The sequence below is a fragment of the Candidatus Neomarinimicrobiota bacterium genome (genome assembly GCA_016784545.1).
In the GTDB taxonomy this organism is placed as follows: domain Bacteria; phylum Fidelibacterota; class UBA8477; order UBA8477; family JABMPR01; genus JABMPR01.
The window spans coordinates 23,312-35,481 of the sequence record JADHUM010000049.1 but is presented as its reverse complement, the minus strand read 5'-3'; the positions used below and the strand labels follow the sequence as shown (position 1 = coordinate 35,481).

Below are 12,170 nucleotides of genomic sequence, written 5' to 3'. Positions count from 1 at the left end.
ACCTCTGAATGATACGCTTCGCTCCATTCTGAACTCTCGGAGAAAGGAACGAGTACCGTTCCCATATACATACTCAGCCGTGTCACAATCGCTATCGCGCCGATTATTCCACACTGCCAAAATACCGGATGCTAATTTACATACACTTCGTAAAACCGCAGGTGCTCGCCTTATACAAAAGGGCGTTGATATTTATAGAGTATCCAAGTTCTTAGGTCACTCATCGGTAAAAGTTACAGAGAAACACTATGTAGATCTTTTAGAAGTCGATTATCAGGACATGTCAGATCTACTTGAGGACTCAACTAAAGTAGTATCCAAAGTATCTGAAGCGCGCGCGAATGGATGGGGTAAGGTAGCCTAAATGAATCACCTGAAACGTGTGTGCGCTATATGTGCCATTGATATACCAAAATGTACCAAAATAGCCCAATTTAGCTCCTAATATTGTATTGCAATAGTGTATGATTCTAGATACAAAAAACCCCAGGAACCGTTGTGGTACTAGGGTTTAGTTGTGGTGGCCAGGGACGGAATTGAACCGCCGACACGGGGATTTTCAGTCCCCTGCTCTACCGACTGAGCTACCTGGCCCCAGTCGTCTCGACTTGTCTCGGCGTAGCTATAAAAGCGAAGCCGGATAAACGAGCGCGCAATAATAAGATATGAGTCCCCTCCCCACAATAGCTATTTTGTCACTAAGCTGTCCAGGGTCTCGATTGGCAGGTCTGACATGTGAAAAATGTAGTGCCAACCCGCTACATTTCTGGTTCTGCTGATTGAACTGAACAGACCAATAAGCTGTCCATCTTCACTCAAAACAGGTGCACCGCTCATCCCCTGAACAGGAATGGCACCCACTTTGGGTGTTAGAATACCAGGTCGGGTGAGGGAACGCTCACAGATCACGGCCAGTGGGTAAACCGAGCCCTCATCAACTTCAAGGGCATGCACAACCCGACTGCTATCATTCAATCCCATGCCGCCAGGGAAGCCAAGTATATAGGCATCCTTACCTGAATATCCTGTGGGTACAAATTCCAGGCTTGTTGTCCGGCGCAGGTTTACGGGTTGCAGTATTGCCCAGTCCTGTTTTGAATATTCATCCTTGGAATAGCCCAATGCTACTACATTAAGAGCAAGCTTCTGACGAGAGATGGTTTGTGCTTCCAGGTCAATCAGCTTCCCAGAGTCCACATAAAATCCATGACCGGCTGTGAGGATATAGTCCCCCTTTGATATAAAGCTCCCGCTCTGCTGGACCCGCTCCTTTTCACCATCTTCATATTCTATGGTCAATGTGATGAGGAGGGTAGCTGCCAGATTGCTATCCAGCATTTTTCCCAGGGCAGGCTCGGTTTCTAACACGAGTTCAAGCTGCTCATGCCCTGCAGCATATAAATCACTGATTTCAATCAGCGATCTTTGCTGCTCGATGCCATCCTGTTTTAATGCAGTTGAACTACAGGCAATAAGGACGAAAAAACTCAATAAACCCAATTTCTGCATATCTAAAACTTCTCCCCCTGCTGTTCTCGAATCTGACTTCCCACCGGCCTGATACGTCCCCAAAGACTATAGACCAGGACAATACTGGCCACCACTTGTAACACAGAACACCAGAATCCAGCCGGAGTCGCCAGACTCTGAGGGTAAAGCCCCTGCAGAATTTCGACAATAAAGCGTAGGAGTGTAGCAACAGTGAAAACGTAATAACTGGTACGAATAATGGTGGGGTTATAGTTTTTATCGTCCTTTTTGGCTCTGGGGAAAAACCAAACCGCCACACCCAGTATCATCATAAACACACCACCCATGAGCAAGACATGGGTGTGGGCTTGAATCATGGTAAACGGCATTGACCAACCGAAAACTCGGGCACCATACATATATAGCCCGGAAAAAAGACCCAGGACAAAAAATCCGAAAGCTGTTTTTATAAAATATCGAGCATTGGTAAACATATCCCAAGGTCTCCAAACGATCAAATTAAGCCGCACAACATAGAGTAGACTTTTTTTGAGCTAAAAGGAAGCTTCTAATGCCCGTTTCCACTTCACGAGGATTTCCACAAGCCCGCCTTCCGCAAGTAGTTTGCTACCTTCCTGCGCGTAGCCGCTTCGGCATAAGCAGGCGGCGGACAGGCTCCATCTCCTGCGCAATGAAAACCATAAACCTCAGTTGCAAAAAATAAAATTAATACAATTCACAACCGACTCTCATCAAACCCAAAAACCCATGAATCCATGAACTCAATAACTCAAAAACTCATAAACTCAAGAACTCCCAAACTTGCAAAGAAGATGTTTCACTCCTCAACACATCGTGTATTTTCCTGCATGGATAGTGAAAAAATAATCCTCAAGAATTTAAGTCAACCTGAGATGGAAGCATGGGTCCAATCCTTAGGCCGCAAAGCCTTTCGTGGACGTCAATTGTTCCAGTGGATCTGGGAGAAAGGGGTTGAGAGTTTTTCTGAAATGACCAACCTTTCCAAAGATTTCATTCAGGAGCTGGAAGCAAAGAGTCAAATCGAGCTAACCACCGTCCATCAAGTTCAGACCTCAGCATCCCAGGGTACCTCAAAATTTTTGGTCCGTCTTGGAGATGGAAAATTTGTTGAGACAGTTCTTATCCCTGAATCCAAACGCGCCACCGTATGTCTTTCATCACAGGTGGGTTGTGCCCTGGATTGCGATTTTTGTGCTACTGGCAAGATGGGTTTGAAGCGCAATCTCACCTCAGGAGAGATCGCTGATCAGTTGCTTCATGTCAGGCGTTTTAGTGATAGACCCATTACCAATATTGTCTTTATGGGAATGGGGGAGCCCTTTCATAATTATGACCAGGTCATCAGAGCTGCAGACATTCTCAATTCAGAATCAGGTTTTGCCCATGGTGCTCGGAAAATTACCATTTCTACCAGCGGGATGGTGCCCCAGATTCGTCGCTTTGCCGATGAAGGCCACCGCTATAAACTGGCAGTAAGCCTCAATGCATCAGATGATGAAAGCCGGACGCAAATAATGCCCATCAACAAAAAATGGGATATCGCTGAACTGGTAAAAGCCTGCAAGTATTACACTGAGATGTCTAAAAATATGCTGACCTTCGAATATGTATTGATGCAAGGAGTGAATGATGGTATGGGGGATGCCAGACGTCTGTTGAAAATTGCCAATCAGGTTTTTTGCAAGGTGAATGTGATCCCTTACAATGAAGTCGCAGAGGGGTATTTACGACCCTCAAAAAAAAGAATTCAGAGCTTTCTGGAAGTCCTGGAAGGAGCACGTTTTGGTGTCACCATTCGCTGGAGCCAGGGTGATGATATTGATGCCGCCTGTGGTCAATTGAGTACGGCAGCTGTGAGTGAAAATTGATTTGTGTAGAATGAATCGCTTCATGAATAATCCACAATCCAAATACAGTCATTGCGAGAAGCAGAGCGACGAAGCAATCTCGAACTTGAGATCGCCGCGGTCGTTATACTCCCTCGCGAAGACTTGAAATAAAAAGTTTCTGCAAGGTACACGAATGAATATCAAAAAAATAAATGAAGCAGTAGAAGAAATTAGAAAACATGGAGAATTTAGGGCGGACATTGCCTTGGTGCTGGGATCCGGTCTGGGAAATTTTGTGGATGCACTTTCCAATACATCCCGCATTCCCTTTGCTGACATCCCCGGTTTCCCCATCTCAACCGTTGAAGGTCATTCTGGTGAATTGGTACATGGGTTCTTGAGTGACGTCCCTGTCCTGGTGAATTCCGGGCGAGTTCATTTTTATGAAGGCTATACTCTGGATCAGGTTGTCTATCCCATTCAAATCCTCAATGCCCTGGGAGCCAGTACTATCATTCTGACCAATGCCGCTGGGAGTATCCGTGAAGACTACGCCCCTGGTGATCTCATGCTTATCACGAAACTAATGAATCAAACGGGACATTCGGTCTATTCTGGAAACACAGAACCTGACAACATTTTCACTCCCAAGCTCATGGACATGGTAAAAAAAGTGGCTCAACGAGAATCTGTCCCCTTGAAAACTGGGTCCTATGCAGGTTTGAATGGTCCATCCTATGAGACACCAGCTGAAATTCGCTTTCTGAGATCCAAACAAGCTGATGCTGTGGGAATGTCAACCGTCCATGAAAGTATGCAGGCTTTTCAACTAGATATGCAAGTTCTGGGTATCAGTTGTCTAACCAATTTCGCCGCTGGAATCCTGGATCAACCCTTGAATCATGAAGAGGTCATGGAAACAGGCATTCGCGTGCGTGAGGATTTTGCCAAACTTCTCAGTGAATTGGTACAAGAATTGAGTGGGTAAACGCAATCAGTTATCCTTCACAAACAGCCCACTAGTAAGGCGTTTCCCAGCCATTCCCACACCAAATAAAGTAAAAGATTTTCCAATTAAAAACAGGCACATATCATTCTGATATGGCGCTATATCAGAATGATGCTAAATTGACCCCATGATCCTAGATAAAAAGTACCTGGTATAGGTGTATAAGAGACTAATATTACTACCACTTATCGTATGTCCCTTTCATTGTGGCATGGCAATTGTCCTAAAGGAAAGCAATTGAAAATGGAAAAATCAATGAAAATGGAAAACGATAGATTAGAAAGGACCCCGAAAATGACTAAAAACACAGATCATCTGGCAGCCTGGAGTAACCTCTCCGGAACATTGATCGCCATAGCGAGCCATGGAGCTCTGGCGATAGTGATGACATTTGCATTCTCACTACTGATCGCAAGCCCAGCCTTTGCAGAGGGTGGAACCCAGATCCAAATCGATATCTCTCAAGACCTGGAGCAGGAACTTGAAGATGTGGCCATGGAGGTGCAAGAAGCCCTGGATGAAATTGGTGTGGAAACAGGCATCAAAATCAATATAGATGATGATGATAATGATTCACGTCCCAAACTGGGCGTTTATTTAAGTGACATGGATTTTGAAGATGCATACAAGATGCGCTACCCATATGCCCACGGTGTATTGGTGAATGGTACTGTTAATAACGGAGCTGCTGATAAAGCCGGAATCATTGAAGATGATATCATCATGTTTTTTGGCGGAGCAAAAGTTCGTTATGAGGATCACCTCGTACGCTTAATCCGTAGCAAGAAATTCGGCGATCAGGTGAGTATTGTCTTCTGGAGAGATGAAGCAATCGACTCCACAGTAGCAACATTTGTAGCACCTGCAAAGAAGGAAAAAGAAACTCAGCTGAAAATGGCTGATAAAGATAAAAAAGAGAAAAAACGCAAAAACTCCCGTGGCTACGGTGGTGGTGGTTTCACACCCATGCTGGTCCAGGATGAGTTCGTTGACATGGTTGACCTGATGACCAAGCTTGGTCTCTCATCAACACCTTTCCGTGAAGAAGGAATCGTTATGTGGGGTGGATCTGGTCAGGGATATGTTGGTAATGGCTGGTTCCTGGGTGGCTTTGGAAACTGGGGTGGTGTGAGCAATACAGTGACAGCTACCCATTCAACTAGCGCAGCAACTGTTGAGCGTGAAGTAACCTTCAATATGGGTTACGGTGGATTGACCATTGAAAAGAGACTGGCTCCCTTCTCATGGGCTACCATTAGTGGAGGTGTTGGGCTGGGACTAGGTGGCATCGACTTGAATGTGACCCAGAATGATGGTGAGTTCACTTGGGATACCGTAAATGATGAGCTCATCGACACCAAGAGTACATCTGTCAACTTTTCTAAGAATTATGCCATTGCACATCCACGAGCCAGTGTCATGATCAGATTGACTGGCTGGATGCGACTGAAAGCTGAATACGGATATCTCTATGGATATGGATTCAGTGACGGCTGGAAGACCACACTTGGAAATAATGCCCTTGATAAGGAAATGGAATCATATGAATTGGTCGGCAGTGCAGGTAAATTATCTGAGCTGAGCGCTCCAACCATGTCCCTGGGCCTCTGGTTTGGATTCTAAACAGAACTAAATAATTGATGCTTGTGATGCCGATATCTTAACGATGTCGGCATCACCTTTTATTACACTAGGCGGAAAATATGAAAATGTTAATCAGAAGTATTGGAATGATACTCCTAGTGGTTTCACCACTATTTTCAGCCCTGCTTACCGATGATTTAGAAGTGATATCCCCTACTGGGATACCCCTGTCACGGGAATACAATGAACAGGTCTTTTTCACGCCCAGCTCAAACTACACGATTACCATTCGCTTTATGGAGACATCCAGGGGCGTTTTGCTGGTCAGGGAATATACGAAGGGGGGAGTCGTACAATTGTCTCACACCATTGTCAACCCTGGAGCGAGCTTAATAATTATTAATTCTTCAGGACGTGTTCGTGAGGAAGACATCACGAATAAGAATGTAATTCTGGAATAAACCAGTAACCCAAGTAGGCGACATCAGAATATGACACTCACGATGTACCTCACGTTAAAAAGACCGACACACACCTGTGCTACAGTTCTTATCTGATAAACTGGGTGCTGGTGCACTCATCGTTTCTCAGCTTTTGCTGACGGCATTTGTTGGAACCGATCCCTACTTTCAGGATGTGATTCTGGAAGTGAAAGGCGATCGGCTTTTCTGTTCTGCCATCCTCATGGAGAGTTTTACTCCAGATCTTGATATGCTCCTCCAATCTGGTGATACGGTAGTTATTCATTTTGAGATAGATCTGGTGAATGCATCAAATGATTCCATCGTCGCAATGGCTAACTGGGAGCATCAATTTCGCTATTCGCTATTAGAAGATGACTATGACGTCTACCGCAGCGAGGTTGATGAAACCAAGCAGGTCTACACGCTGGAAGCTGCAAAAGAGGAGTGGGTTAAAATTGAAAATGCTTTATTCTGTCGCATGCGAGTCATGGAAGATGATAAGTATTATTATTTAAGAATTTCTGCTTTTATGGAAGAAATGGACATGCCTGGCATTACAGACCGAATTAATCTTATGTCCTTCTGGAATAGAATCAGACCCATACATATCTCGGAGCCATTCGAGAAAAGGCAGTTGGTCTTGTGAAATTAAGAGCACCATCATTCAGAATCCAGATTATGATCCTGGTCAGTCTGGTCACATTAATTGCCGCCATGCTCATGCGGGACTTTTTTATCAGTAATCTTGCTTCCTATCAGGATCAGATCACTGGTCTCTCCACCAAGGAAAAGGTCAGGGAACTACATAAATCCTATAGCACCATACTTGATTCCAGCGAGCTTGTAGTGTTTAATCAAGAGATTGAAGGCGTGCTCAGGGATTTGCATAAAATTGATATTGCTGGAGATTTTTATAGTCGCGATATTAAAAAGTACTCCATTGGAATCGTCATCGTCATGATCATCCTCACAGGAAGCATTTTCCTCTTCCTGTTTATGATTATCACACGGCCCTTGACACGTTTACTCTCAGCAACTGAACAATTAAAGGGTGGAGATTTTGATTTTCAAATCAAAGAGAGTGCTTTTTCTCCCCTGAATGGTCTTATCATCGCCTTCAATAACATGGTTTTTGAACTCAATCAAAGTAAAGAGCGCTTGATTGAGGCTGAGAAGCAGACGATCTGGCAGGAGATGGCCCGGGCCATGGCTCACGAGATAAAAAATCCATTGACACCCATTCGTCTTGCTGCTCAACGCCTGGAAATGAAGTACCATGAAAAAGCCGAAAATTTGCCTGAGATATTGGAAAAATCGCTGAGGATCGTCAACGAAGAGGTGGACAATCTTCAATCATTGGTGACTGCCTTCTCCGGCTTTGCCAAAATGCCAGAAGCACAATTTGATAACTATGATCTAAACCAACAATTGCGTGATATCTCAGAACAATACTCAGATGATGCCAAAATCGATCTGATACTGGATGCGTCTCTTAAAGAAATTTTTGCCGATACCATGCAAATGAAACAAGTGTTGGTGAATTTGATCCAGAATGCCATACAGGCCTGTGAAAGCAACCCTCATATTGTAGTCTCTACCAGTGTTCTGAATAAATCCTGTACAATAGGTATCAAGGATCATGGCAAAGGGATTTCTGAGGCTGATCTGGTCAAAATTTTCGAACCTTATTTTACCACGAAGAAAAAGGGAACTGGTCTGGGGCTGGCAATCACCCGACGCATTATCAGACAACATGGTGGAGATATTAAAGCCACCAGTGTCCTGGGCGAAGGCTCCACATTTATTATTAGTTTTCCCTGTAACCGGGAAAACGAGCAACAATTAACCAAGTAGATTGGATAGCAAAATGGCTGATCACAAAATCAAAATTTTAATCATTGATGATGAAAAAAACATTCGTTTAACCCTCAGGGATATTCTGGAAGATGAAGGCCATCATGTTTTAGAAGCTGGGACCGGTGAAGATGGGCTGGCGCTTCTGAAGGCGGAAAGTGTGGATCTGGTTCTGCTTGATGTCCGTTTACCGGGCATGGATGGCATCGAAGTCCTAAAAGGTATTCGCGAGATAGATGAAACCCTTGATGTCATCATGATTTCTGGCCATGCCACTGTGGGAACTGCCGTGGACGCCCTGAGAATTGGCGCCTATGATTTCCTTGAAAAACCACTCTCATTGGCCCGGGTTAAATTGGCGATTCGAAATCTTTCAGAAAAGCAAACCCTGACCAAGAGATCAGCCCTTATTCAACAGACCCAGCACGATAAGTATCGTCTCATTGGTAATTCACTACAGATTCAGCAGGTCCTGGATACGGCTCGACGGGTAGGCCCTACTTCAGCAAAAGTTCTCATTAGAGGCGAAAGTGGTACTGGCAAGGAGCTGGTTGCCCACGCCATTCATGCCGCTAGTCCTCGCGCTGAGGATGCCTTTGTTAAGTTCAATGCTGCCGCCATCCCCTCTGAACTGGTTGAAAGTGAGTTGTTTGGGCATGAGAAAGGCGCCTTTACTGGAGCGGTTGGCCAGAAAAAGGGTAAAATCGAAATGGCCAATGGCGGCACTTTATTTCTTGATGAAATTGGTGATATGAGTATGTCTGCACAGGCAAAAATCCTTCGAGTTCTTGAGGATGGGAAATTTGAACGTGTCGGTGGGACTCAAACTCAGTCAGTTGATATTAGACTCTTAGCGGCCACCAATAAACCCCTTGAGGAGATGGTCTCTGCAGGCAAGTTTCGAGAGGATTTATTTTATCGTCTTAATGTGGTGCCCATTAATCTGCCCCCACTCCGTGAGAGAGAAGGCGATATAAAAACCCTCCTCCATCACTTCCTGTCCCACTATGCTGCTGAATTAAGTCTGCAACCCAAACAGTTTACCAGGGATGCCATGAATATGTTGGTTGGCTATCCCTTTCCTGGAAACATCCGTGAGCTGAGAAATCTCATCGAACGTCTATATATTCTAAGTCCCAATGAAGAGATCGATTTACCTGAAGTAAAACCACATTTGAATCAAGTCGTCTCTGCAGATGGAGATGCTGCAATCTTCACCGAAACACGCCTGTTTGCTGAAGCAAAAAGGATGTTCGAAGAACGCTTTCTGGAATCACAACTCCGTCAGCATGCCGGGAACATCAGCAGGACTGCCAACAGTTTAGGAATGCAGCAATCCAATCTCTCACGGAAGTTAAAAGAATTGGGGTTGGGCAAGACCTGATAGCCACAATTCTCAAATAGAAAAGAGCTACAATTTGAAATACATCAAAGCCCTGATACTGGGCCTATTGTTTATTATAAGTACCTCCATCGCAGAAGAGAAAAAGAGTGTCTTCACTACCAAGACCTCGAAAATCCCTACCATTGATGGTCGGATTGAAGAGTCAGTCTGGGAAACCGTAGAACCAGCGACTGACTTTTATCGATTTGAACCAGAGAGTGGGGGACATGCCCCGGTTAAAACAGAGATACGCATTCTGTATGATGATGTAACCTTCTATGTGGCCGCCAAAATGTTTGATTTAGATCCTTCAAGCATTGCTGCCCAATTGGGAAAAAGAGATGATGATGATGTGGTTGCCGACTGGATTGGCCTATGGATCAATCCCTTTAATGATGGTGCCAATGAGCTCATCTTTATGGTAACCTCAGCAGGCGTCCAGGTGGATCGGAAAACTACCCCCAATTCCAATGACTCCAATTGGAACCCTGTTTGGGAAAGTGCCGCAAGAATTGATGCCGATGGTTGGTCAGTTGAAATGGCCATCCCTTTTAGTCAAATGCGTTTCCCAGCCAAGGATATACAGATCTGGGGCTTCAACATTGGCAGATACAGGACTTCTTCTCGAGAGATGTATACCTGGACCCTTCTGGATAAGGAAATGGGTAATTATGCCCAGCAGGTAGGTTTATTGAAGGGCATTCAAAATCTGGAAACACCACTACGTCTATCCTTCACACCCTACGCATCTGTCTCTTCTGACCGTTATCCTGTGGATCAGGGTGGCATGGCATCCTCAACGTCCTATCGTGGGGGAATGGATCTCCAGTATGGGATCAATGAAAGCTTTACGCTCGATATGACGCTTATTCCCGATTTTGGACAGGTCCAATCTGATAATATCGAACTCAATCTTTCCCCCTTTGAAATACAGTACAATGAACATCGCCCCTTTTTTACAGAGGGAACTCAACTTCTGCAAAAAGCTGGTTTATTCTATTCCCGACGGGTCGGTTCCAAGCCTGTTCGTTACTGGCAAGTGGCTGATGAAGAGATTTTAGAACAAGGGGAATCTATCAAGGCCAACCCGGATATTACTCAATTGATCAATGCTACCAAGGTTACCGGGCAAACGGTGAACGGGCTGGGTCTTGGTTTTTTCAATGCCATCACTGCTCCAGTCCATGCAGTCATTGAAGATTCTCTCGGCGGTGAACGAGAGTACCTCACAAACCCTGCCACCAATTATAATTTGATTGTAGTCAGTAAAAACCTGCAGAATGGATCCGAGTTTAGTGTGACAAACTCGAATGTGTTACGATTTTCAGGGGATGACTCCACCAAGGATTTCAATAATGCCAATGTTACAGGATATGAGACACGGCTTTACACCAGCGATTCAAAATGGCGGTTTCAATCTTCAGGAGCTTTCAGTTATTTGAGCTATCCTGACAGCAATTCAACTGGACATCATTATTTTGTGAGGGTGTCTGAAGTACAAGGTGTTGCCAAATATGGTGTGGGCTATGCAGTAGAGAGCGAATTTTACAATCCCAATGATTTGGGATTTCTGCGACAAGCCAATGAGGTGGAGCAATATGCCTGGGTGGAACTTCAAACCATCAATCCAGTGTGGAAAGTGAATGATGCCAGGATAGAAATCAGTGGTTTTTACGCACAACTTTTCAATCCACGGGTCTATACCCATCTTGGTATTCGGGCAGATTATAATATGACCTTCAAGAACTACTACTCCATGGGAGGTGGAGCAGCCTGGAACCCACGAGAAGGACATGATTATTACGAAACCCGGGTAGATGATCGCTATTTTACGACGCCCAAGGGATTTGATACCCATTTATGGCTAGCATCAAACTACACCAAACCCTTTTCTATGAGTGGTTGGGCAGGGATTTCAGCGGTAACACGCCGTGGAAGCCAGTGGCGGGGTGGGGGTTTAGATCCCAGGTGGAGGATCAATAACCAGTTCATGATCCAGTATGGGTTTGAAAAGCATTACCGTTCAAACAATCATGGATTTGCTGATTTTGATGCCAATGATGACCCAATCTTTGGGAAACGGGATCACATCACCACCACCAATACCATTTATACTCAATATATCGTTAGTAGAAATCTGGAATCTGATATCCGTTTTCGCCACTACCGCTCCACTGTGGAATACAAAGAATTCTTCGATCTCATGGACGATGGAAATTTGTCCCCCAGCAGTTTTTCGGGTGACCTCAATACGGCATTTAATGCACTGACCATTGATGCAGTTATGACCTGGCGTTTTGCACCTGGAAGCGAATTAACCCTGGCCTGGAAGAATGCCATCTACTCAGATGGAGATACTGAGGATCTGGAGAAAAATTACTTCGAGGATCTTCAGGATGTATGGAATCAGGATCAGAGCAATAGTATTTCTCTTAAACTATTATACTATGTTGACTCCTGGGCACTTAGACATCGCCTAAAATAATAAGCTCACATACAATTGATAAACAGAGGGGTACTCAACTATTGGGTAC

Annotated in this window: 11 protein-coding genes and 1 tRNA gene; 9 read left to right on the top strand and 3 right to left on the bottom strand. The window is 44.7% G+C overall.

Translation table 11 applies throughout. From position 1 onward, the window contains the following. The first annotated feature begins 79 nt into the window (after positions 1 to 79). Positions 80 to 364: a tyrosine-type recombinase/integrase gene (locus ISR87_11565; protein MBL7026085.1), complete on the top strand. Its 285-nt coding sequence runs from the start codon at positions 80 to 82 to the stop codon at positions 362 to 364. 154 nt (positions 365 to 518) lie between these two features. Here the strand turns inward: ISR87_11565 and ISR87_11560 are convergent. From ISR87_11560 to ISR87_11550, 3 genes are all read right to left on the bottom strand, one after another. After that, positions 519 to 594 (bottom strand) — tRNA-Phe (locus ISR87_11560). A gap of 93 nt (positions 595 to 687) precedes the next feature. Next, on the bottom strand, positions 688 to 1,509 hold the full coding sequence (locus tag ISR87_11555; GenBank protein MBL7026084.1) for a trypsin-like peptidase domain-containing protein: 822 nt from the start codon (positions 1,507 to 1,509) through the stop codon (positions 688 to 690). Between the two features lie 2 nt (positions 1,510 to 1,511). Then, the gene (locus tag ISR87_11550; GenBank protein ID MBL7026083.1) at positions 1,512 to 1,964 is read right to left on the bottom strand and encodes a hypothetical protein; all 453 of its coding nucleotides are present in this window, start codon (positions 1,962 to 1,964) and stop codon (positions 1,512 to 1,514) included. 375 nt (positions 1,965 to 2,339) lie between these two features. On the opposite strand from ISR87_11550, the gene rlmN reads away from it, so the two are divergent. The 8 genes from rlmN to ISR87_11510 all read left to right on the top strand — a co-directional run bounded on the left by rlmN (position 2,340) and on the right by ISR87_11510 (position 12,121). Continuing rightward, on the top strand, positions 2,340 to 3,380 hold the full coding sequence (rlmN, locus tag ISR87_11545; protein MBL7026082.1) for a 23S rRNA (adenine(2503)-C(2))-methyltransferase RlmN: 1,041 nt from the start codon (positions 2,340 to 2,342) through the stop codon (positions 3,378 to 3,380). A gap of 154 nt (positions 3,381 to 3,534) precedes the next feature. Further along, a complete protein-coding gene (locus tag ISR87_11540; GenBank protein ID MBL7026081.1) occupies positions 3,535 to 4,329 on the top strand; it encodes a purine-nucleoside phosphorylase in 795 nt (264 codons plus the stop codon). 315 nt (positions 4,330 to 4,644) lie between these two features. Further along, a complete protein-coding gene (locus tag ISR87_11535) occupies positions 4,645 to 5,973 on the top strand; it encodes a PDZ domain-containing protein (GenBank protein ID MBL7026080.1) in 1,329 nt (442 codons plus the stop codon). An 80-nt stretch (positions 5,974 to 6,053) separates the two neighbouring features. Continuing rightward, complete coding sequence (locus ISR87_11530) at positions 6,054 to 6,395, top strand: hypothetical protein (protein MBL7026079.1); 342 nt, start codon at positions 6,054 to 6,056, stop codon at positions 6,393 to 6,395. Between the two features lie 76 nt (positions 6,396 to 6,471). Next, a complete protein-coding gene (locus ISR87_11525) occupies positions 6,472 to 7,044 on the top strand; it encodes a DUF4390 domain-containing protein (protein MBL7026078.1) in 573 nt (190 codons plus the stop codon). Further along, complete coding sequence (locus ISR87_11520) at positions 7,041 to 8,252, top strand: ATP-binding protein (protein MBL7026077.1); 1,212 nt, start codon at positions 7,041 to 7,043, stop codon at positions 8,250 to 8,252. The genes ISR87_11525 and ISR87_11520 overlap by 4 nt, the downstream gene beginning before the upstream one ends. Before the next feature lie 13 nt (positions 8,253 to 8,265). Beyond that, entirely contained in the window at positions 8,266 to 9,636 is a 1,371-nt protein-coding gene (locus ISR87_11515) for a sigma-54-dependent Fis family transcriptional regulator (GenBank protein MBL7026076.1), read from the top strand. A gap of 34 nt (positions 9,637 to 9,670) precedes the next feature. Further along, positions 9,671 to 12,121, top strand: a complete 2,451-nt coding sequence (locus ISR87_11510) for a carbohydrate binding family 9 domain-containing protein (protein ID MBL7026075.1) — start codon at positions 9,671 to 9,673, stop codon at positions 12,119 to 12,121. The last annotated feature ends 49 nt before the right edge of the window (positions 12,122 to 12,170 follow it).

Excerpts from the sequence above, each read along its gene's own strand:
- ISR87_11540 (MBL7026081.1), top strand. The coding sequence starts at position 3,535 with ATGAATATCAAAAAAATAAATGAAGCAGTAGAAGAAATTAGAAAACAT.
- ISR87_11535 (MBL7026080.1), top strand. The coding sequence starts at position 4,645 with ATGACTAAAAACACAGATCATCTGGCAGCCTGGAGTAACCTCTCCGGA.
- ISR87_11550 (MBL7026083.1), bottom strand. The coding sequence starts at position 1,964 with ATGTTTACCAATGCTCGATATTTTATAAAAACAGCTTTCGGATTTTTT.
- rlmN (MBL7026082.1), top strand. The coding sequence starts at position 2,340 with ATGGATAGTGAAAAAATAATCCTCAAGAATTTAAGTCAACCTGAGATG.
- ISR87_11530 (MBL7026079.1), top strand. The coding sequence starts at position 6,054 with ATGAAAATGTTAATCAGAAGTATTGGAATGATACTCCTAGTGGTTTCA.
- ISR87_11515 (MBL7026076.1), top strand. The coding sequence starts at position 8,266 with ATGGCTGATCACAAAATCAAAATTTTAATCATTGATGATGAAAAAAAC.
- ISR87_11555 (MBL7026084.1), bottom strand. The coding sequence starts at position 1,509 with ATGCAGAAATTGGGTTTATTGAGTTTTTTCGTCCTTATTGCCTGTAGT.